Genomic DNA, 22,378 nt, shown 5'->3' with positions numbered 1-22,378 from the left:
TCAGCCGAGCTTTTCGATGAGCTTCTGCGTGGCGAACGGGAGGTTGCGCCGCACGACCAATTCATCCTCGAGGTGGACGGTCAGCGACGTCGCATACTCCATGATGTCCTTGAGGTCCGCGTCCGTCGGTTCGTTCGGCGTCAGCGGACCATGCAGCCCAATGGCGAACTGCGCGCCGCTCGCGTTCGTCACGAGGATAGGCGCAATGACGTCGCCGAGGCCCGCGACCGAGATCTTCTTGTAGCGCTCGAGTGTGAGCCCTTCGATGTCCTGCCGATCGAGGTCCTCGAACAGGAGGTTGGTCGAGTGCGCGACGCGATTCGGGCTCAGCGTCGGGGCCGAGTTGTTGAGGATGAACCGCAGCAAACTCGCCCCGAGATGGCGGTCGAGGAGGTCGTGCTCGAACTTGTTCTTGTAGCTGCGAAGGCAGCGGTAGCAGGAACGGTCACAGTTGTCCGGGCACACCTCAAGAAGCTTGAGCGCGTCCTCGAAGATCGGGAGCCCGATATCCCCAACGCGCTTCGCGAAACCGGCGCCGCCGGGCAGTGTGTCGTAGATGTAGATCTCCGACTCAAGCCCCGCGCGGCCCTCTGGCGTGAGCGCTGGGCGGTACTCGGCTTGAAGTTCGTTCGCCTCCAACTCAAGCCGCGCGCACGCTGCCTTGGTCACCGCCTCGCAGATCGTGCGCAGCGCGACGTCGGTCGCAAGCACGCCGGGCACGAGCGTGATAGGCGCGTCGACACGGATCGCGACGAGCAAGACGTCGGTGATGAAGTCCGTACCGAGGACCAAGCCCTTCGTCGCGCCTCCTCCGGGGCACATCGGCTCCTTGATATCCGGATACGGCTTTCGGTGCGCCGCCGCGACGGTGCCCTTCGGGTTCGCAGTGGGCTCGATGAGCCCGCACTTGGTGCAGTACGTGTAGCCCTCCTCCCGCGGACCTCGGTTCGTTACGAGCAGGTGCTGCCGCGTGTGGTGGACCCGGAGGCGCTCGTTTAATTGCTTCCACTTCGAGGCGTCCGCGGGGGTCGGCGCCGTCAACTTCGCGCGCGTCGCGTAGCTCTTCGCGGGCATGTCGTCGGGCGAGGTGCCCTCCGGCTTGCTCACAGGGTGCGCGAAGCCAGGCGGGCGGAGCCACTGCGTGGCAGGGCCAAAGGTACCCACGCCACCGCACGCCTCGCAGTCCTTGGTCTCGCCACGCGAGCCACCCTCGAAGGTCGTGGTCCTCGCGTAGTGGCACACGCTGCATTCGTAGTAGAGCCGCCGTCCCAGCCAGGCGCGATATCGGTCATCGCGCATCGGCGAGTAGATGGCCTCGGAGGTCCAGAGTTTGTTGCCAATCCAGACCTCCTTCCCGGGCGCGTACTGCGAGAGCGCAATGGTGAGGCCCTGTGACGGCGTGAACTGAAAAGCGGGTCGGTACATTGTCGAGTTGACCGGGTCGAACACGTGGAACGTGGCGACGTCGGTCGGGAACGCGTAGCGAGGGAGAACACCCCGGTAGAGGAGCCGGTCGAGCAGGTTCTCGGAGGCTGGGTCACGCCCCGGCTTCTCCTCGCCCTCCTCGTCAGGCGCCTCGAGCGCGGTGTCCGCGCTCGAGGCCGTGGACGCGTCCCCAGAGGCGGCGGGAGCGGGCGCGGCTGCCGGCGCAGACGCTGCCGCGCTTGCCGGAGGCTCGAACTCGATCGCCGCGTCGATCGGCTCCATCGTCTTCGGCACAAGTTCGTCGAGGAGGCGCTTGCGTTCTGCAGTCGAGAACTGCTGCGGGAGCCAAGCGTCGACCTCGGCGCGCAGTGCCGCCTCGTTCGCCTCGAGCCAGTTCTTCAGATCCCATCGGTTGAGCACCTTCGCGGACTTCTTGAAGTCAGCCACGGTGCCGAGCACCGCGAAGAGGTGCGGCTGTTCCTCCGGGTTGATGGTGGGCAGCTTGTCCTGGTGGTAGCGCTGCAGCAGGTACGCGGTGACGTGCCGTCGGATGATCTCGGCGTTGTCGAGCGTGAGGAGCGGATCATCAACTGCGCCACGGATCATCTGGTCGGGGTTCGAGAAGTAGTGCTCGTCATGGCTGTCCGCGCTGCCGAAGGCCGTGACGGTCGCGACCGCGTTCCCTCGACGACCGGCGCGACCTGCGCGCTGCTGGTAGTTCGCGCGCGCCGGCGGCATGTTCCGCAGCGACACACCCGAGAGCGATCCAATGTCGATACCGACCTCCATCGTCGTCGTACAGGAGAGCACGTCGATGGCCGGCCGATCATGGCCGGTCCCGTCGTTGCCGAGGTCCACGTCTTGGAAGAGCAACTCGTGCTCCTCCGCCTTCGAGAAGACCTCGTCGGCCTGGGCAGTGTTGAGCTGGGCGGTGTGCTCCGCGGCGATGAGCGCCATCGGCGGCGACGGCGGGACCTTCAGGGCATCGACGGTGCTCGCGCGGTAGTAGCCCTTACGCGCGACGAAGACCTTGTCGGTGTTCGGATCGATCGCCGTCGCGGTGGGCTGGCCGCAGTTCACGCAGGTCGTGCGTCCGGGGAACGGGCGCTGCGCCGTCTTGCATGACTGACAGTACGCCCATGGACCGCCGACGTAGAGCGAGAGTTCGCTGCCCTTCAGGTAGAACTTGTTCGGCGCGACCTGCTCTCCGAAGCGCTGAAGCAGCTTGGGTAGCCACTCCTTATTGAAGAACGTTCGCGCGGGCTTGTCCGCGATGAACCGATCCATCTCGTCGAACTTGCCGGAGCGCGCCTGGTACTGCCGGCTCGAGTTGCGCCACGCGGGCGGCATCTGGCTCATCCACAGGCCGGCGCGGCCCCAGCACCGTATCCATGAGCGCGCGGTTGCCAGCTTCTGCTCTGGCGTGGTCGCGAAGCTAGGGATGTCCGGCAGCGCCTCGACCCATGTCGTGTGGTCGCCGCGCTCCCGGAGCGACGCGATCGCGAGCGCCTCGAGACCGTAGTATCGGTCGCCCAGCGAGTTCACGATCGCGCGTAGCAACGACTCCGGCGGTCGCGATGCGCGCAACTTGCCCCAGAGCGGCATCAGCGCCGCAGGGTTCGTCAGCGCCCCGCTCTTGATGGCGGCGTCCACGTCGAGTTCGTCCTGGAAGCTCTCGCCCGCCTTTAGCTCTGGCCGGAGCCTTACGCCCAACTCCTTCGCTGCGGTGAGCACGCCGAAGTACAGGTCGTCGAGCGAGAGATACGGAGCAATCGCGGCCGTACTCGACAGCCGCTGGTAGCCCGCGACGATGAGGGGACGGATCGCGTCCTGCGTCGAGTATGTCTGCAGGTTCGGCGCGAGGCGCGCCGCCGTCTGTCGCGAGTCGGAGAAGATGAGGACCTTGCGCCCACGCAGCGGCGCGAGGCGGGTCGCGGGCACCGGGCTCGGGGGCTGCACTTGGATCTGCTTCGCGATGAGCGCCTGGAACGGCTGGTCGCCCTTCGTCTGGTGATCCTGGACGGACGTGCGCCCAAACGCCGCACGCCCTCCGCATACGGCGCAGGGCCGGAACTCGCCCGGGTTCGCGTCCTGCGGCTCATCGTCCGTCACGGGCTGGGCCCGCCCCGCCCGGATGTAGACTGTTCTATTCCGTGTTCCGAGCTTCTGCGGGTTCAGCCGGCCAGTGATCAGGTCGTACTCAGCGGGCTCCGCCAAGTCATTGAAGACAGGCTTCTCGAGGAGGAGGTCGAGCGGAGCGATCTCGTCGACAAACCCGGCGAGCGTCCGGAATGCGCCGCCTGGCTCCGCCCACAGGAAATCCGGGTTGTTGACGTCGTTGGTGTACGCGCGCGCGTGAGCCGTGCCGCAGTTCCTACACGTGAAGAGTTCCAACACGCGCGCGCCGCACTCGCACGTGTCGCGCGGCTGGCTGTAGAGCTTGCCCGCGGGGCCGCCACGCTGGGCGGCGGGGATGCTCGTGCAGTTCGGGTCCATGCAGACCCACAGGCCCGCGAGTCCACGGTAGAAGGAGTGGACTCGACACGGCAGCAGACCAGGCTCCGTCGGCTCCCTCCGCGCCACGCTGCCGAGCGCGATGAGATTCGTGACTGCCCGCGCAGCGACTTCGGCAGGGACGTCCGCCTCGAACAGCTTGGCGCCCAACTCGTCGACGGGCTGGGCCTCCTTCATCGTCGAGTTGACGAGGCTCGACATCGGGCCGAATGACTCAAGCGCCTTGTAGAGCGAGGGCTGCAGTTCCCACGGCGCCGTGACCTTCCGGTACTTGAGGAAGCCCTCGATCACCTTGAGACGGTCTGCGTCGCTGGCCGCCTCGTAGAAGTCGTTGAGATCGAATGCGTCCAGCGCGGCTGCGTCGGCGGCCGTCCCCTTCGCCGCACCGGGGCGTTCTAGGAGGTCCCCCTGGACCTTCCGAAAGTCGGTGGGGTCCTTGCCCGAGAGTTGCGCGCCGAACTCGACGGCGTAGTCCGCGTCCTTGAAGCTGGCACTCGTGCAGATGACCTGCAGGCGTTCCGGGGGTATGCCGAGGCGCGTCCGCAGGCGTCGGATAAGCAGCGCCACCTCGGCGCCCTGCGCGCCGCGATAGAGGTGGGCCTCGTCGATGACGAGGAGGAAGCGCTCTTCGGGATTCTTCTGCAACCACTCGCGCGTGCGGTCGAAGATGGGCCGCTCAAGCGGGCGCATCAGCATGTACTCGAGCATCGAGTAGTTCGTGACGAGGACGTCGGGTGGTGCCGCGTGGACCTCGTGACGGGTGACGAGTTCGGGGTCCTCCGGGAGCGTGACGCAGCGCTTGAAGTCGCCATTCTTATCGAGCCAGCGACCATTGCCATACCATGCCGCGAGGTCGGGCTTCGCTGGCCACTTGCCGCGCTTCTTCAACTCGTCCACGAGGTGAGCGGCCGCCGCTTGCTCCGGCGACGGAGGACCGGAGGCTAGTTCAAGCGCCTTGACGTAGTATTTCCCGATGGGCTTCAAGCGGTCTTGGTCTTTATCCTTGTCGCGAACGCCGGGATACAGTGTTCGGCTCGTGTATCGCGCGAAGCGCGCAGGGCGCCCGGACCAGCCGACGAAGCGTTGGACGACACGCGGATCGCCGAGCAACAATCGGAGACGTCCAAGCTGATCATTGACGAGCGCGTTCATCGGGTAAAGCACCATTGCGCGCACGGCGCTGCTCTCGCCGAACTCCTTGCCCTTCGCCTCCGCTTCGGTGGCGAGTTTGCCGAGGATCGGGAGGAGGAAGCACTCGGTCTTTCCTGAACCGGTACCGGTCATCACCACGAGGCTGCGTCCGTCGACGAGCGAGAGTTGCGTCGAGAGCGCCTGATGCTGGTACGGCGGGTCGTGAATGAGCAGCCCGAGGTCGCCCTTCGCGGCGGATACCGACGCGAAGATGTCGAGCGCCGCAGGCGGGAGGCCGAGGTCCACGAACTTCTTTCCAGGCTTGTAGCGTGGTGTGCTCTCAAGATACGGACGCTGGTGGATGATGCCGACCTGATCGAGAAGCGCGCTGCGCTGTTCGACGAGTGTTCGGTGGCTCACGTGGTACGTGGCCTCGATGTAGTCGCGCAGGGCGCGGTGGAGTTGCTGGGTCGTCTCGCCAATGGTCAGAGCCATATCAGCCTCTTTCTCTCCAGAATCATATTCCCGCAATTGGAGCGTTCGATCTCATCGCTGCGTTTCTCTGCGCCGCATGAACTCTTCGTCCAACGCCTCCCAGTACGGTTCGTACAGTTTGAGCAGTTCTGTCGGGCGCATAACTGCCAATCCAAAAGCATCGAGTTCAACGCGGTGCTTCCAAAATGTTCGCCGGTCTGTTGTCAACAACACCGGGACGTTCGCGATCAAGGCCTCGGCGGCAACCATCCTGTCACCCTCATCCGGAAGGAAGGATAGCGGACCTCTTACCGAATGGATCTCGTCCACAGACGTCACGCCTAACCCACGTAGTAGCAGCGGTGACACCCGAATGCTTCGACGAGCGGACAATAGTCCCTTCGCGATACCAGGGTAGGCGTCGTCGGACCAGTCATCCTGGTGACCACGAAAGAAGCCGAGCAGCGATAAGAGCCTCACGCCTTTGGCTCCATCGGCGAGACTCGCTTCCCCTTGGGCCGCCCGGGAAACCAGCCAAGGATAGCCAGAGCGATCCTCGAATTCCTTGTAAAGAATGCCGAGGTCTATGAGGTCGTTCGCCAATTCAGCGCCGTATCTCTCCGTGAGGTCGGCGACTGCTCCGTCATCCCACGTAAGGGAGCCGTCTGACTCAGTCCGGCGGTCGACCCAGTCAAGATTCTGTAGAACGCATGTGTCAAGCAGTTGAGGTTCGGGTGGACAGAGTTCCTGCTCGATGATCTCAATACGGCGGGCGGCATCGACTTCTTGCTCCAGCCTCGCTTTAAGCGGACTTGTCATTTCTCAGTACCTCGCCCCTCCGAACCCGTCGTCATCTCTTCAAGCCAGAGCGCTTCGTGCGCAAACCGCCGCTCCTCTTCGATCTCAGTCTTGGGTATCCGATAAGCGAAGAGGCAGCCAGCGCTCGGAACCGGCTCGCCGATTGCGTCCCAACGTCGACGCGCCCATGCAGGTGTTGGCGAAAACAACTCGAGGACCATGGCGTCACCACTTGGAGTGACGCGGAAGCGCTGTGGCGAACCTCGCTGCGCGTCGATCGCCATCTGGAGGTGCCAAGCTTCGTCGCAGCCGCGCCACCGACTCCCCCGCTGCGGAAGGTCGATCATCCGCTCTGGGTGGCCGTTAGTGAGTTGGACGTAGCACCAGAGATCGGCGCCGTAGGCCTGCTGTCGCCGCGCCATAAAGCGGCCCGTCTGCGTCTTTGGCTCGGTCCAGCGTCCCCGGTAGTATCGGACCGGCTTCGTCGGATCGAGGAGCAGGAGCCCCGGGATGTCCCTCGACGGCGGGGCGACGTCGAGGGCTCGATCGCTCGCGGCAACGGCCAGCGATGCGGCGCAGGGCTTAGGGCCTTTCAGCCACGCGTCGGGAGTGAGCTCGAACAACCCGAGCTGGCGCAACTCGCTGCGTAGATCCTCGGCCCCCGACGACGGGCTCAGCCTGCGTACGTGCCCGAGGTATTCGATACGACGTTCAAGCTCCGAGGGCAGCGGCGAGAGTTGGTCTGCGGTGACACCGAGGAGGATCACGAGCCCGCTCTGACGGACGACGAAGCTCGCGGGCGCGGCGTAGAGCAGTACACGCGCTGTCGACGTCCCGTCTTCTACCTCAGGCTGCTCGAGGATGTCGCCGTGCGAGATCATCGCCTCGAGAGTCTCCTCGACGAGTTCTTTCGCCTTCTCGAGGTCGGGCACCAAACCCCGCAGTGGACGCACAACGGCGCGCACGAGCGTCGCCGCAGAGCACGGACACAGGTAGCTCGCAGCCCGGCGCAGCGCGCCTGCAAGCCCCTCCGGCGTCGTCAGGTCGAGCGCCTCTGGGTCGAGCCCGAGTTCTCGGATCTTCTGCGCGTGTACTTCTTCGATGGTAAGGCGCCTCATGACCACCCCCATCCGGCGTATATCTCACCAGCACCTGTTGGCACAGTCCTCATCTGATCAACAGCGAGAACAAAGAAGCGTGCAGTGCAAGCAAGCGACGGCGCGTCCAATAATGTATTGATTCCTTTTGCGAGGAGGGAGCCCGCCCAATTCTCAAGGCTGTCAGGGGCGCTTGCCATCCGCAGTGAAAATTCGGAAAGCCAGAGCAAACTCCCTTCTTGTTCGAGACTTAGGCTATTTTCAGCAAAATCCTTAAATGCAGCGCCTCGTTCGGCCAAGGGCGTATCCGCTAGTCGCGCCAAGATTTCCCGGGGAAAAATCTGATCAACAGTAATTAGCCGCCAACCATTATTTTTCTGATGCCGCTGCATCGGAATCGCCCGCCTCAGCGCTCCTATTCCTATTTCTTCTCGAGAAAAATCTCGTTCACATCTGCTCCAGTTGTCTCCGGCGATCAGAGATGCAATGCGCGTCGCAATAGCTCGTGAGATAAGCCGCTGGCGCGCGCGCCCAATAAGTTCGCCAGAGTGCCGTGCCGAGTTCCAAAGTCTAGCCAATGCCAAGAGTTGAGCTACTGATTCAACCGTGCGACCTCGAACGTCAACCCGTGGCTCAAACTGTAGATCCGCAAGCGTTTCCACGACAGGCGGAACAACAATTGCCGCCTTGAAATCACCGGTCGTTGCAACGTATAGACCACCAATGCGCGGTACGTTGTGTTCCACAACGCTCGGAAGTTTCTCTCCGATGGCTGGAGTCTCAAACGAATAGCGCTCGATGACCGGCGCGTCGCTGTCAGCGTCGTCTCGCAAGCGCGCTACGAACCCAGAGGAATCCCTCCGCAATGACCATCGCAGCGGCGTGAATTCGCGCTCGCAGCGAAGCGTGAACACACCAAGTTCGTCGGCGGTGAGTTCGACCTCACAAACGTGTGTGTCGTCGTATGCGCCTTGCGCGCTCTTGTCATTCTTGATGTGTGCCTCGAAGTGGCGCGTCCATTCCTCGCTTGAAAGCGGTAACGTAACCGGCGGCAGTTGACGCTCGAACAACGGTGCTTCTCCCGCTTTCACGAACATCTGCACCCGGACCATTACCTGGCGCCCAGTAGGACCACGCACCAGGACGGCGGCTTTCCCTTCCCAGAGTTGTTCGAGCGAGGGCGCGGCGGGGTCGAGTTCCATTTCGAGTGGACCGTGCGAGGTCGACCCAGGCGACCAAGGGCGGGCCTCGCGGACCCGCATGACGACATCGAGGTCGCCGATCACCTCGGAGTCTGCGCTGCTCCCGCTGCGCGCTGCGACGCTGAACTTGTGGAGCCCGACTGGCAACGGCGGGAGTTCGACGAAGACTGCCTCGCCGGGCGGCGTGTCGGTCAGCGTCAACGAGAGCGACGGGCCATCCCCCATCGCAATGGTCAACTCGTCCATCGAGTGGTCCGATCGGATAGCGAGGGTCGGTGTCTCCGACGCGAGCCACTCGCCATATCCCTCACCGTCCCACGCGACCGCCGCGAGCCCGGCGGGCCACACCTCGATCGATTTCGCCTGGGTGACCTGGAACTGCTTCAGCGCCTGCTCCCACTCCGGCGTGAGCGCTGCGGGCACGTCGAGGAGCACGGCGTGTACGCCTTGGCACGTCAGCGCGACGGGGCGCGCGATGGGTGAGCACGCAAACGACTCTGTGCTCACCAGCAGGTATTTCGAGTCCGCACGCACGCGCATGCCGCGAGACTCGTAGGCAAGGCCATCACTGGCGACCTTGAAGAGCCACGAAGTGCCCGGACGGAGCATGCACTCCGCGCGCAGGAGGTACTCGAGTTGCGCGTCGGTGCGCTCGAACTTCAACAGCACATCGTCGGGCCGGGGCCAGTGGCTGAGCGGGACGCGTTGGGGGCCGTGCAGGCAGCGTCCCCTCGCGAGCGGGCGCCCCACCGCGCCCGCGACGGTGCATCGCGATTCGGTGAGGGCCTCTCGCACCTGCGGGAAGCGGAGGAGCAAGTGCGAGAGGTCTGGGATTTCGAGCGAGACCTCCCAGCGTGACCCCTCGATGGGTCGTAGCACGAGGCGCGGCTCGATGCCGAGTCGTACGACTTCTTCTCGAGCCTCCTCACGCCTCTGGAACGTCGTGTTCGTTGACCTGCCGATGGTCAGCCCTCGGATCTTCGCCCGCTCCTCCGCCGCGCGGCGTGCGCCGCGCAGCCAGTCGCGACCGCGACGTTCGCGGTCGACGTCATCGCTGATGCGCTTCAGCGTCGTCGGGTGGAGCAGCGTCTTGAAGCCCTCCTTCCCTTGGAGAAGGAGCGCGGCGGCGATCTGGCCGACGAGCGCCGGCGCCTGCACAAGGTTTTGGAAGCGTGCCGACGTGTTCCAACTCCGCGCCGCGATGAAGTCCCCGAGGCGCTGCGGCTCATCGAAGAGTTCGCCGGAGAACGAGTGCCGAAGTTCGTAGAGGATGCGCGCGAGTTGCTGTTGCAGGTCGCACGGGAGGATCGCGTGCGTGATGGGCCACGCAATGATCGAGAACTGCTCCGCCCAAGGGCCCGACGGCTTGGCGCCCGCGAACTTCCTCTGGAAGGCGACAAAGGCGTCGCGAATCCAGTCGCGCCTACCGTTCAACGTCCAGCCCGGCGTCTTATCCTCGAAGGTCTGCCAGTACTCGCTCCCCGCATAGCCGTAGCCGATCTCCGCCGCATAAACGACCCAAACGAGTTGGTGGTCGCGTGCGGGCGCCGAGACCTGGATGTGGGCGCGCAGCGTGTTCTGCAGCGCTAGCAACTCGGCCTGCGCGAGGCCGTGCTCCAAGGCGAAGACAGGGATGTCCTTGCGGTCACGCGCGAGGGCGCCGAAGTGCGCTGCAAGTCGCTGGTTCCACGCCCCCAGATCCATCACGACACCTGTTCACTTCCCGAGCCGCACAGTTGCACGCTGCGCGTCGGTCGTCGTCAGGTGAGGAGACCGAGCGCACCACCCCAGCGCGCACGCAGGGGAATGCGTCGCGACTCCCCGCGCGAGCGCGGTGTTCTCTCGGATGTCCCTGAACTTACTCATCATCATCCTTCTGGAACTTCAGGAGAGATCGGAGTACATGGGCTGCTGGGGGGCGGCGCGCTGGAGAGGAACACGAGCCCCGTGGGTGACCGGACGGACGGTTGTGTGCCGCTCGATCTCATCGAGGACGTCATCGGAGATAATCCGATTTCGTAACCACCGCTCGCGCCACCACGCGCCGATCGCCGCCGTCGCCGCCACGCCCTCGTTGACCGGTACTATGTACTCGGGCCGCTTGGCGGCGCCGATGAGGTAGTCGTCGAGGTTCTTAATAAGGCTCACCGCGTACACAACGCGCGGACGGTGGTGGCGGAGGAGCATCCCCGACGGCAGGTTCAGCAGATCGAGTGCTTGTCTTACCTTGCGCAGCTTGGGGCTCACGCCCTCACCGAAAATGCTGTTCACACGCTGCGCGTCGGACTGCTGCACAAGGTCGACAAGCGCGTCGACCGTCTCCTCGGAGTATTGCGACGTGCCAAACGCCTCCGATCGACCCAACTCAGCGTATCGGATGACGTCCTCCGCATTGCCCCCGAGACGCTCCGCCGGGATCTTGATGCGGTTGTACTGGCTCGACCCCACGCCGTAGAGCGACGTCGTACCGAGGAGCACAAGCTTCGAAGCACGCACGATGGGTCGCCCAGCCATCGAGGACGCGATCTCACTCTCCGCCTGTGCGTACCGTCGACGGTACTGATGCACGACCTCTGGGCTCGCCGCCATCATGGCAGCGAGCTTGCCGCCAAGGAGCGCGTTGTAGGGCTGCACCGCGCCGCACACCGAGATGTCTGCGACCGCGATGCCGACCCGGTCAGCCTTCGCCTTCTTGAGCACCCTGCGGATCGCGTCGCTGCCATACCCGGTCTTCGCGAGCGTGGCGAGCTTCTCCGCCGTCGGCTTGCCGCCGAATGCCTCGTCGAGAACCGCGCGCGCGCGGAGGTACGTTGAGAGGGCGAGCGCGCGCTTGCTGCGGAACAGGTGCGTCCTAGCCTTCGCGATCCAGTACTCGTCGCCATGGAAATCTGAGCGCTTCTGCTTGTGGTCACGCGAGCGCGCGAAGCGGTGGTGCTTCTTGCGCGCCTCGGCGCTCTCTTTCAACAGTCGTTCGATCACTGCCAACGAGGGTGTCTTGAGATCGCGCGTCGAGAGGATGCCGTCCTCGATCAGGTCCGCCACGTAGATTTCGTCGATGGCGGCGTCGAGCGTGTCGACGAGCCACTTAGCGAGTTCTCGCGTCGGCGCGGTCCGCACGCGATCAAGGAAGGTCTCCGGGTGCCACCCGATCCACGAATCGCGCTCGCGGATCTGCATGATCGGGCTGCTCAGCGCGCCGATACCCATCACCGGGTGGTTGGCAGCGGCGCGGTCGCGCACGAGGAAGACCATCGTCCGGCCCGGCACGCTCGTGTACTGGTTCGTCCACGTGTGGCGGAAGTAGCGCCACACGTCCATCAGGCGCAGCCCTGTGAACTCACACGCGGTGTTCTCAGCGGTGACGAACTGTAGGTAGGGATCGACGAGTTTCGACAGCGCGTCGGCCCAACCGTTGTTGAGGTGCGTCCGGGCCTCCCGAAGGCCCTCCGCAAGATCTCGCCCGTCGCGCATGAGCGAGTAGATCGAGACGTACCTCCCATCGTGGAGACGCTGACGTTCCATCGAGTCCAGGAACCGCTGCACCGACGGCTGGCGGAGTTGTGCGTTGCGCTTGACCAACTCCTGCCGACGAATGCGTGCCTTCTCGGCGAGCGGGTCGGTGACGGGGTCAGGCGGCTTGACCTCGACGCGCTCGCTGCGCACGCGGACCGTCCAGCCCTGCGTCGCGAGGTCGGTCATGACGAGCCCCGCCGCGAGCAGCGCCTGTCGATCACTGCGACGACACGCCGTGACTTCAGCGACGAACGCGCCGCGCGCCTTCTCGATCGCCTCCTCGGTGCGCTCCCGCCGGCACACCTTCGCCAGCGCGCGCGCGTGCTCCACGAAGGCGTTCTGCGACGCCTTGCTCGGGAGCGGTGGCTCCAGCGTGGTCCACGTGTTACCGGGCACGTTGGTCATTTGTCGTTCAGGAAGGCAGCCAAGGTGTTACTCCACTCGAGCCGATGCTTTGCGAGCGCCGGGACCTTCCCGCGCGCGGCCGCTTCGCTCCGCGCCGCCGCGAGGAGGAGCAGTTCGAGTTTGGCGCGGAGTTGCGGATCGCGAGGGGCCTCGCCCTCAGAGAGCGGCTTGTAGATCTCGCGGTAGAAGGGGTGATCAGGGTTCAATACGAGCACAAGCCTGTCCCCGTCGTGCGCGAGGGTGAAGAACGACGTGTCCTTCACCGAGTGCTCGATGATGCTGTAGCGGTCCGCCTCGTTAGGGCGATCCCGTAGCGTCGGGTGACTCTCCTCCAATTCACGCATCAGCGCCCGCGCTGTCGGATCAACACTGCGCGGGAGGGGGCGTAGGAGGTGGTCCCGCTCATTGGCGATGCGCTCCGCTTCGGAGAAGCGCTCGCGCGCCTTCACGGCTGTGTGAGCCTTGCGTGCGCGGCCATTGAGGGCACGCGCGGTCGCCTCGAGATCCGGCGAGAGTGCCTCGATGAGGTGCGCCTGGGGGCGAGCCTGTTGCTTCGTGTGTGTAATGCCAAAGGCTTCGTCGAGGATCGGATCGAACTGGATCTCGCAGCGCCACCAGTCGTCGTAGTTCTCTCGGTGTTTGCTGCCCATGAAGAACCAGCCGTAGTCTACCTCTCGTCCTCCACGGACGATTGAGACGCCGGCACCCTTCGAGAGGCCGATTCGGCGCTTCTCGTCGTTCGAAAGTTTGTGCCACGCGTGGACCGGCAGTTCCGTGAACCGCACGCTCACCCAACCAGTTTTTCGCGAATCGAGCGGATCGGCGCGGACTTCGAAGCGCATCTCCTCACCGAAAAGTTGGGCACCAGAAATCTCTGCTTTCGGGTGTAGGTAAAGCGGATCGAAGGCGTCGAGTGTATCGCCGTTGATGGTTATACGGAGTCCCTTCCAGATGAAGTGCCTAAAACGTCGACCGAGTTCGACCTCAAGCTTGCGCACGATGGTAGAGACGCGGCGATTGTCGAGCCTATCGCACTGCGACCAGCAAACGAGGGTTCCCGAGTTCCCTGCGCACTCACTTGGCGACACCTTCACCACCTTCGGCTCGGGCACCTCGATCATTTCGCAGCGCACGATCTCGTCGACGTCGAGGTATGACGAGTACACGGTCGGGGTGTCATGCCCACGCGCGCCCTTCGGCGACTGCCACGTAAAGACCGCGACACGCCGCGCTTGGCTCAGCGACGCATTGGGCAGGCCCATGCCGTACCGCCCAAGTCCTCGGCGGTCTCCGAATCGAGTGCTCCCGCCGAACCGGAGTGCCTGACGCAGTGTCGGCGGGTCCATCCCACAGCCATTGTCCAGTACCGAAACCTCTATCGCCTTCTCCTCGTCGTCGCTGGTCTTGGCCGCGACGGAGATCGCGATGCGTGTGGCACCCGCTTGGATAGAGTTGTCAACGAGTTCTGAGATCGCGCTCGCTGTACCCTTGTACCCAGAGTCTCGGGTCGCTTGGATGAACTTGTCGAGCGCGATGATCGAGCAATCGGCGCGTCGAACTGAGTGCACGGTCTTCGTCATAGCCCTACTCGCTGCAGCTTTAATCATGCGCCCCCCCTGCAGTTGTTCTTGTTTCGTCAGAAGGCTGAATTGCAATGCCACGCCGCTCACAGTGGCCCCGAATCAGAACTTCGACCATGTTCGTTATGGATCGATGTTCTTGTTCCGCCGCGATGCGAAGCGCTTCTTTCAATCCGGGATCGATCCGGAAAGTCAGCGTGGCGGTCTTGCCTGTAGCCATCAGCTTCTCCAGGAAGCACTGCAAATGTACTGCAATGTACAGTATTGCGCGTCGGTCTTACAACACAATGCCGTCAATGCGTGCTTTTTGCTGAGAGCAGACCGCCTCCGAACGTCCGAACGGGTGAGGCTATTTGCGGTAGCGCCAACCACCTCCCGCTCCGAGAGCGCCCGTCGACCACAGAAAATTCCGGTGCACCACCAGTTCCGATTGTTTGCGGCACACCCAAGCTTCACGCCGCAGCATCCCGCCATCCAGACGACTGTGGAACGGCGTGATGACACCCCTTGGCAACCCGACGACCGCCTGCCGCCGTGTGCCGGCCCTGGCCGTGGCGCTGACCATCGCGCTCGCCGGCGCATCGCCCGCATCGGCCGGCGGTGTCACCGCTGAGCACGAGCAACTGGCGGCGCTCACCCGCCAACTCGACCTGCTCGACCGCCTCGCCGAGCACGCCGCCCATACCGCTCCGCAGGAACGCGCCCGCTACCACTTCGACTACGCCCGACTGCGCGCGGACCTGATGCGCGTTCGCGCCGGCCTGCAGGACTACCTCGTGCCCCAGCGCGCCCAGCCGCGCGATCCCGTCCCGCTGGCCGGCGATTACGTCCGCCGCGACCGCACCGACGACGAGGAGCCGTCGCCATGACGCCCTCTGCCGATCAGGTCGCCGCCTTCCAGGCCAACGGCGGCTTCGCGCCTTCGGCCGTCTCTGCCGTGGTGCTCGCTTTCGTGTTCGCCGTGTTGCTGCTGTGGGGCGTGTGGGCCATGCGCACCGCCTACGTCGGCTGGGCCGAGCACCGCATCACCGAACGTCAGTTCCTCGCCGTCGTCGTGCGCTTCGTGGCGATGTACCTGGTGCTGACCTTCTTTCTCCTCTCCTGACCGTCACGAAGGGCCATACGCCATGAACACTCCAACGACATTCCATCGCATTCCGTCCCGCATCGCCGCTCCGCTGCTGCCGCTGGCGCTCGCGGGCCTGCCGCTGTCGGCCTTCGCGCAAGGCCTGCCGACCATGGAAGACCCATCGCGCGGCCAGGGCAGCGGCATCCTGCAGACCTTGCAGAACTACGGCTACGACATCGTGCTGCTGATCGCGCTGCTGGTGGTCGCCTCGATGTTCGTCGGAGTCTGCTATCACGCCTACACGCGCTACTCGGAGATCCACACCGGCCGCGCCACCTGGGGCCAGTTCGGCCTGACGGTCGCCGTGGGCGCGATCCTGCTGGTGGTCGGCATCTGGCTGCTCACCAAGGCCACCGGCGTGCTGTGAGGGCGGCAAGCGATGGCTGTCCCTGCGGAGACCCCGCGCGACACGCTGGTGACCTTCCTGCCGCACCGGCTGAACCGCCAGCCGGTGGTCGTGCGCGGGCTGACCGCCGACGAGTTGTGGATCTGCGCCGGCCTGTCGGCCGCCGCCGGATTCGCGCTCGGCCTGCCGCTGGCCTGGCTCACGCACAGCATCGCCATGGTGCCCACGCTGATCGTCGCCGGCATCGCGCTGGGCGTCTTCGTCGGCGGTGGTTTTCTGCGCGCGCAGAAGCGCGGCCGGCCCGACACCTGGCTGCACCGGCAGCTCCAGTGGCGGCTGGCATTGCGGCACCCGGCGCTGGCAGCGCTCCTGGGCGGCCAGCGCCTCATCACCCGCTCGGGCTACTGGACGACCCGGCGCAACACCGATCGAGGGGCGCCATGAGCCGTTTCAAGAACGAGGTTGCGCACCTGCAGGCGCACGTGAAGACGCTGCGTCTGGGGGCCGGCGCGTTGTTCGTGGTGGCGTTGCTGCTCGGCTTCGGTTGGTGGAGTGCGCCGAAGAGTCTGACCATCCATGTGCCGCCGGACCTGCGCTCGGGCAGCACGCGCAAGTGGTGGGACGTGCCGCCCGAGAGCGTGTACGCGTTTTCGTTCTACATCTGGCAGCAGGTACAGCGCTGGCCCACGAACGGCGAAGAAGACTATCCACGCAACCTGCGCGCGCTATCGGCCTACCTGACGCCGAGCTGCCGGGCCTTTCTGCAGCAGGACTACGAGTACCGGCGCGCCAGTGGCGAGCTGCGTCAGCGCGTGCGCGGCATCTACGAGATTCCCGGCCGCGGTTACGGCGACGATCCGGCCACGCGCGTCAAGGTGGTTTCCGACCGCGATTGGATCGTCACGCTCGACGTGAGCGCGGACGAATACTACGGCTCCGAGCAGGTCAAGCGCGCCCTGGTGCGCTACCCCATCAAGGTCGTCCGGCTGGACATCGACCCCGAGCGCAACCCCTTCGGCCTGGCGCTGGACTGCTACGCCGGCGCACCCCAGCGCATCGAACCGCCGCCGACCCAGGCCGGCGCGCCCGCCAACGCCTCCGGCCACCTGCAGGGAGACTCCCCATGAAGCCCATTGCCTTGTCGGCCCTGGCCGGCGTCCTGCTGATCCTCGGTTTCGTGCCGGCCAGCCAGGCCGTGGAAATCCTGCGCTGGGAGCGCCTGCCCCTGCCGGTGCCGCTGGTGGTCGGTCAGGAGCGCGTGGTCTTCATCGACCGCAATGTGCGTGTCGGCGTGCCGGCCAGCGTCGGCGATCACCTGCGCGTGCAGAGTGCGGGCGGCGCGATCTACCTGCGGGCGAGCGAGCCGATTCCGCCCACGCGGCTGCAACTGCAGGACGTGGAATCCGGCGCGCTGATCCTGCTCGACATCGCCGCCGAGCCGGCGAAGGACGGCCAGGCGCCGCTGGAGCCGGTGCGCATCGTGGAAGCGGAAGCCCCCGCGAAGCGCTACGGCGGCGGTGCAGCAAGCGGCGCGGACGAGCAGGCCGATGCGCCCGCAGACAAATCCGTTCCCCGGCGCGAAACGCCGGTATCGGTCGTGCTGACGCGCCATGCCGCGCAGAACCTGTACGCGCCGCTGCGCACCGTCGAGCCGGTCGCCGGCATCGGGCGCGCAAACCTGCGCCGCGACCTCGCGCTGGACACCTTGCTGCCGACGCTGCCGGTGCACGCGCGGGCATTGGCCGCGTGGCGCCTGGAAGACCAGTGGGTGACGGCCGTGCGACTCACCAACACCGCCGCGCGTTGGCTCGACCTCGACCCGCGCGCCTTGCAGGGGAACTTCGTGGCGGCGACCTTCCAGCATCCGAACCTGGGACCGGCCGGCACCGCGTCCGACACCACGGTGCTCTACCTGGTCACGCGCGGCCACGGCCTGGCCGAGTCGCTGCTGCCGGCGCTGAGCCCGATCGACGCCACCGTGAACCTGCCGCCGGCCGCCGCGGCGGGCTCGACCGGAGGAGCGCGCGATGAAGAGTAATCCGCTGCTCAAGTGGCTGCTGATCCCGATGGCGCTGCTGCTGGTGTTCGTCGGCATCAAACTGTTCTCCGGCGCCCCCGGCGGCCAACCCGCCCCCAAGGGCGCGGCCGGTACGCTCACGCCCGAGGAGATGAAAGCCCTGGGCATCGCCGGCGACACGCCGCGCGATACCGTCGCCACGCTGGTGGCCCAGGTGAAGCAATTGCGCACCGAGTTGCAGAGCGCGCTCGGCGACAACAAGCAGCACAAGGCCGAGAATGAGCGCCTGCGTGCGCGGGAAAGCGTGATCGACCAGCGCATCCAGAGCGCGCTGGAAGGCGAACGCAACCGCCTGGAGCAGGAGCGCAATCAGGTGGCCAGCGACAGGCAGCAGACCCAAGGGCTGCTGCAGGATCTGCAGCGGCAACTGGACGGCCTTTCCGGCAAGGGTGGCCCGTCCGACCTGCCCATCGGGCTGGGGCTGGAAGAGGGTGACGGCAAGCGCTTCAACCGCGGCACCAGTGGCACGCAGTGGGTCGAGCCCGACGATGCCAAGGTCGACGCCAAGAACGGCAGCAAGGAGCCGAGCTTTCCCCTGAGCTTCGGGCCGGCCCAGAAAAGCCTGTCGGCCGCAGCGGAATCCGTCGCCGACGTGGGCAGCCGCGCCGTGGGCGCCTCCACGAAGGCTGTCTACACCGTGCCGTCGAACTCGACGCTCATGGGGTCGATTGCCATGACGGCGCTGATCGGGCGCGTGCCGATCGATGGAACCGTCAACGACCCGTACCCGTTCAAGGTGCTGATCGGCCCGGACAACCTCACGGCCAACGGCATCGACATCCCCGACGTGGCCGGCGCCGTGGTCAGCGGCACGGCCTCGGGCGACTGGACGCTCTCGTGCGTGCGCGGGCAAATCCGCTCGGTCACGTTCGTGTTCCAGGACGGCACCATCCGCACGGTGCCGGAGGACAGCAGCAAGGGCGGTAGCAGCGGCGGCAACTCCGGTCACAACGGCGCCAGCATCCAGGGCGGCCTGGGCTGGATCAGCGACCCCTATGGCATTCCCTGCGTCAGCGGCGAGCGGCGCAGCAACGCCCAGCAGTACCTGGGCAGCCAGGCGCTCATCACCGCGGCCGGCGCCGGCGCGGCCTCGCTCATCAAGTCCGACAACGGCAGCGTGGCCGTGGTCGCCAACAACAACGGCTCGCTGGGCACCGTCGGCATCAGCGGCAATGAAGCGATGGGCCGCATCCTCGCGGGCGGCGTGCGCGACATGGCCGATTGGGTCAACAAGCTCTACGGCCAGGCCTTCGCGGCGGTCTACGTGCAGCCCGGCGCCAAGGTGGCCGTGCATCTGGAGCAACCGCTCGACATCGACTACGACGCCAAGGGGCGTCGGGTCCACCACCGCACCGGAGAAGCCCATGCCTCGGATCTGGATTGACGCGGCCGCCGTGCTGCTGGCGGCCACCCTGCTCGGCGGCTGCGCCACCAGCAAGGAGAAGCTGCTGCCACACGGCGACAGCACCATGCTCGACATCTGGAATCTGGAGACCGGCGGCGGCGCGGGCGGCGGCCAGGCCGCGCGGCAACTGCTCGACGCGCGCCAGGGCCTGCGCCGGCCGCTGACCGAGGCCGATGTGCAGGCGGCGCCCGGCGTGCAGGCGCGCTACACCCGTACCGCGCAGAACGAGATCTACCGCCAGTTCCACCGCCTGCCGAACCCCGACCTGGTGATGTACGTGTTCCCGCACCTGGCGGGCACCGACCCGGTGCCGGTGCCCGGCTACAGCACGGTGTTCCCGCTCTACCAGCGCGTGCAGTACGCGATGCCGGGCGAGCGCGTGGAGGACTACTGATGGCCTGGTCGCTGCCGTGGTCACGCAAGCCCGACGCATCGCCTGCTGACGCCGCGGATGCGGCCGATGATGCTTGGGCACAGCACGTAACGGCGCTGGCGGCACAGGGTGTCGCCGAGCCGGGCAGCGCGCTCGGCCGGGGCCGGCGCAGGCCGGCCACCCAGGCCGACCACGATGCGCTCTATGGCGTCGCGCCGTCGTTCGCGGACTTGCTGCCCTGGGTCGAGTACCTGCCCGACACGAAGTGCATGTTGCTGGAAGACGGCCAGTCGGTGGCGGCCTTCTTCGAGCTGGCGCCAGTCGGTACCGAGGGCCGCGAGATGGCCTGGCTATGGCAGGCGCGCGATGCGCTGGAGAACGCCCTGCAGGACTCCTTCGACGAGTTGGACGACAACCCCTGGGTGGTGCAGCTCTACGCCCAGGACGAGGCCGACTGGGACAACTATCGGTGCTCCCTGGCGAACTATCTGCAGCCGCGTGCGCAGGGCAGCGCGTTCAGCGACTTCTACCTGCGCTTCTTCGCCCATCACCTGCGGGCCATCGCCAAGCCGGGGGGCCTGTTCGAGGACACCACGGTGACGCGCCTGCCGTGGCGCGGCCAGGTCCGGCGCGTGCGCATGGTGGTCTACCGCCGCACGTCCGCGACCCCGGCCTCGCGGCGCGGCCAGTCGCCCGAGCAGGCGCTGACCACGATCTGCGACCGCCTCGCCGGCGGGCTGGCGAATGCCGGCGTGAAAGCCCGACGGCTCGGCGCGGCGGACATTCACGCCTGGCTGCTGCGCTGGTTCAACCCGAATCCGACTTTGCTCGGCGCCACTGCCGAAGACCGGGAACGCTTCTACGCGCTGACCCGCTACCCGGAAGAGCGGGAGGAGGGTGAGATCGAACTCGCCAGCGGCACCGACTTCGCGCAGCGCCTGTTCTTCGGCCAGCCACGTTCGGACGTGCCCAACGGCCTGTGGTTCTTCGACGGCATGCCGCATCGGGTGATCGTGATGGATCGCCTGCGCACGCCACCCGTGACGGGCCATCTGACGGGCGAGACGCGCAAAGGCGGCGATGCCATGAACGCGCTGTTCGACCAGATGCCCGAGGACACGGTGATGTGCCTGACGCTGGTCGCCACACCCCAGGACGTGCTGGAGGCGCACCTCAACCACCTCGCCAGGAAGGCCGTCGGCGAAACCCTGGCCTCGGAGCAGACCCGGCAAGACGTGCAGCAGGCGCGCGGCCTGATCGGCAGCGCGCACAAGCTCTACCGCGGTGCGCTGGCGTTCTACCTGCGCGGCTGCGACCTGGCCCAGCTCGATGCGCGCGGCCTGCAGCTCGTCAACGTGATGCTCAACGCCGGCCTGCAACCGGTGCGCGAAGAGGACGAGGTGGCGCCGCTGAACAGCTATCTGCGCTGGCTGCCGTGCGTGTTCGATCCGGCTGCCGACAAGCGCCAGTGGTACACCCAGCTCGTGTTCGCGCAACACGCGGCGAACCTGGCGCCGGTCTGGGGCCGCAGCCAGGGCACGGGGCATCCGGGCATCACGTTCTTCAACCGCGGCGGCGGCCCGATCACCTTCGATCCGTTGAACCGCCTCGACCGGCAGATGAACGCGCATCTGTTCCTCTTCGGCCCCACGGGTTCGGGCAAGAGCGCGACGCTCAACAACATCCTGAATCAGGTGACGGCGATCTATCGGCCGCGCCTGTTCATCGTCGAGGCGGGCAACAGCTTCGGCCTGTTTGGCGACTTCGCGGCACGATTGGGTCTCACCGTGCATCGGGTGAAACTTGCGCCCGGCGCGGGCGTCAGTCTGGCTCCGTTCGCCGACGCCTGGCGCTTGGTCGATACGCCGAGCCAGGTACAGACGCTGGACGCCGATGCGCTCGACGAAGACCAGACCGATGCCGGCATGGCCGTGGAAGGTGACGAGCAGCGCGACGTGCTCGGGGAGCTGGAGATCACTGCACGACTGATGATCACCGGCGGCGAGGACAAGGAAGAAGCGCGCATGACGCGCGCCGACCGCAGCCTGATCCGCCAGTGCATTCTCGATGCGGCCCAGCATTGCGTGGCGGACAGACGCACGGTGCTCACGCGCGATGTGCGCGACGCGCTGCGCGAGCGCGCCCGCGACGCCACGCTGCCGGAGATGCGGCGCGCACGGCTGCTGGAGATGGCCGACGCCATGGATATGTTCTGCCAGGGCGTGGACGGCGAGATGTTCGACCGGTCCGGCACGCCGTGGCCCGAGGCGGACATCACCATCGTGGACCTGGCCACCTTCGCGCGCGAGGGCTACAACGCCCAACTCTCGATTGCCTACATCTCGCTCATCAACACCGTCAACAACATCGCCGAGCGCGACCAGTTCCTGGGCCGTCCGATCATCAACGTGACGGACGAAGGCCACATCATCACGAAGAACCCGCTGCTCGCGCCCTACGTGGTCAAGATCACCAAGATGTGGCGCAAACTCGGCGCCTGGTTCTGGCTCGCCACGCAGAACCTGGACGACCTGCCGAAGGCGGCCGAGCCCATGCTCAACATGATCGAGTGGTGGATCTGCCTGTCGATGCCGCCCGATGAAGTCGAGAAGATCGCGCGCTTCCGCGAACTCAACGCGTCGCAGAAGGCGCTGATGCTCTCGGCCCGCAAGGAGGCCGGCAAGTTCAGCGAGGGCGTCATCCTGTCCAAGTCGATGGAGGTGCTGTTCCGGGCCGTGCCGCCCAGCCTCTACCTGGCGATGGCGATGACCGAGCCCGAGGAGAAGGCCGAACGCTTCCAGTTGATGCAGCAGCACGGCATCAGCGAGCTGGATGCCGCCTTCCGCGTGGCCGAGAAGATCGACCGTGCGCGGGGTATCGAACCTCTGGCGTTGGACACGTTAGCCTGA

General features: G+C 65.9%; 16 protein-coding genes. 9 read left to right on the top strand and 7 right to left on the bottom strand.

Annotated features, from left to right (window positions below; genetic code table 11):
• The 7 genes from ACW11F_RS07865 to ACW11F_RS07835 form a co-directional block, all read right to left on the bottom strand.
• Complete coding sequence (locus ACW11F_RS07865) at positions 1 to 5,565, bottom strand: DEAD/DEAH box helicase (protein WP_456996336.1); 5,565 nt, start codon at positions 5,563 to 5,565, stop codon at positions 1 to 3.
• A gap of 51 nt (positions 5,566 to 5,616) precedes the next feature.
• The gene (locus tag ACW11F_RS07860) at positions 5,617 to 6,363 is read right to left on the bottom strand and encodes a hypothetical protein (RefSeq protein ID WP_161613352.1); all 747 of its coding nucleotides are present in this window, start codon (positions 6,361 to 6,363) and stop codon (positions 5,617 to 5,619) included.
• Positions 6,360 to 7,460 carry a hypothetical protein gene (locus ACW11F_RS07855; RefSeq protein ID WP_161613351.1) on the bottom strand — a complete coding sequence of 367 codons (1,101 nt, stop codon included), beginning with the start codon at positions 7,458 to 7,460 and terminating at the stop codon, positions 6,360 to 6,362. The genes ACW11F_RS07860 and ACW11F_RS07855 overlap by 4 nt, the downstream gene beginning before the upstream one ends.
• Positions 7,457 to 10,345: a hypothetical protein gene (locus ACW11F_RS07850; protein WP_291219912.1), complete on the bottom strand. Its 2,889-nt coding sequence runs from the start codon at positions 10,343 to 10,345 to the stop codon at positions 7,457 to 7,459. Before ACW11F_RS07850 ends, ACW11F_RS07855 begins: the two co-directional genes overlap by 4 nt.
• A gap of 180 nt (positions 10,346 to 10,525) precedes the next feature.
• On the bottom strand, positions 10,526 to 12,559 hold the full coding sequence (locus ACW11F_RS07845; protein ID WP_161613349.1) for a Druantia anti-phage system protein DruA: 2,034 nt from the start codon (positions 12,557 to 12,559) through the stop codon (positions 10,526 to 10,528).
• The gene (locus ACW11F_RS07840; RefSeq protein WP_291219911.1) at positions 12,556 to 14,139 is read right to left on the bottom strand and encodes an ATP-binding protein; all 1,584 of its coding nucleotides are present in this window, start codon (positions 14,137 to 14,139) and stop codon (positions 12,556 to 12,558) included. Before ACW11F_RS07840 ends, ACW11F_RS07845 begins: the two co-directional genes overlap by 4 nt.
• A 19-nt stretch (positions 14,140 to 14,158) precedes the next feature.
• A complete protein-coding gene (locus ACW11F_RS07835) occupies positions 14,159 to 14,359 on the bottom strand; it encodes a hypothetical protein (protein WP_161613347.1) in 201 nt (66 codons plus the stop codon).
• A 277-nt stretch (positions 14,360 to 14,636) separates the two neighbouring features.
• Between ACW11F_RS07835 and ACW11F_RS07830 the strand changes: the two genes are divergently transcribed.
• The 9 genes from ACW11F_RS07830 to ACW11F_RS07790 are packed head-to-tail and all read left to right on the top strand — an operon-like array spanning position 14,637 to position 22,378.
• Complete coding sequence (locus tag ACW11F_RS07830) at positions 14,637 to 15,008, top strand: integrative conjugative element protein, RAQPRD family (protein WP_456996335.1); 372 nt, start codon at positions 14,637 to 14,639, stop codon at positions 15,006 to 15,008.
• Complete coding sequence (locus tag ACW11F_RS07825) at positions 15,005 to 15,244, top strand: TIGR03758 family integrating conjugative element protein (protein WP_003140997.1); 240 nt, start codon at positions 15,005 to 15,007, stop codon at positions 15,242 to 15,244. The genes ACW11F_RS07830 and ACW11F_RS07825 overlap by 4 nt, the downstream gene beginning before the upstream one ends.
• Before the next feature lie 22 nt (positions 15,245 to 15,266).
• Positions 15,267 to 15,635, top strand: coding sequence for a TIGR03745 family integrating conjugative element membrane protein (locus ACW11F_RS07820; protein ID WP_237264678.1), 369 nt, complete (start codon positions 15,267 to 15,269; stop codon positions 15,633 to 15,635).
• Between the two features lie 12 nt (positions 15,636 to 15,647).
• Entirely contained in the window at positions 15,648 to 16,058 is a 411-nt protein-coding gene (locus ACW11F_RS07815) for a TIGR03750 family conjugal transfer protein (protein WP_291219909.1), read from the top strand.
• Positions 16,055 to 16,741, top strand: a complete 687-nt coding sequence (locus ACW11F_RS07810) for a PFL_4703 family integrating conjugative element protein (RefSeq protein WP_061341187.1) — start codon at positions 16,055 to 16,057, stop codon at positions 16,739 to 16,741. The genes ACW11F_RS07815 and ACW11F_RS07810 overlap by 4 nt, the downstream gene beginning before the upstream one ends.
• Positions 16,738 to 17,652 (top strand): TIGR03749 family integrating conjugative element protein, encoded by a 915-nt coding sequence (locus ACW11F_RS07805; protein ID WP_291219908.1) that lies wholly within the window; start codon positions 16,738 to 16,740, stop codon positions 17,650 to 17,652. Before ACW11F_RS07810 ends, ACW11F_RS07805 begins: the two co-directional genes overlap by 4 nt.
• Positions 17,642 to 19,075, top strand: coding sequence for a TIGR03752 family integrating conjugative element protein (locus ACW11F_RS07800; RefSeq protein WP_291219907.1), 1,434 nt, complete (start codon positions 17,642 to 17,644; stop codon positions 19,073 to 19,075). Before ACW11F_RS07805 ends, ACW11F_RS07800 begins: the two co-directional genes overlap by 11 nt.
• A complete protein-coding gene (locus ACW11F_RS07795) occupies positions 19,056 to 19,490 on the top strand; it encodes a TIGR03751 family conjugal transfer lipoprotein (protein ID WP_291219906.1) in 435 nt (144 codons plus the stop codon). Before ACW11F_RS07800 ends, ACW11F_RS07795 begins: the two co-directional genes overlap by 20 nt.
• Positions 19,490 to 22,378, top strand: coding sequence for a conjugative transfer ATPase (locus ACW11F_RS07790; RefSeq protein ID WP_456996333.1), 2,889 nt, complete (start codon positions 19,490 to 19,492; stop codon positions 22,376 to 22,378). Before ACW11F_RS07795 ends, ACW11F_RS07790 begins: the two co-directional genes overlap by 1 nt.

The organism is Luteimonas sp. e5 (assembly GCF_054031035.1).
The sequence above is the reverse complement of the archived record's forward strand: the minus strand, read 5'-3'. Positions and strand labels throughout refer to the sequence as shown.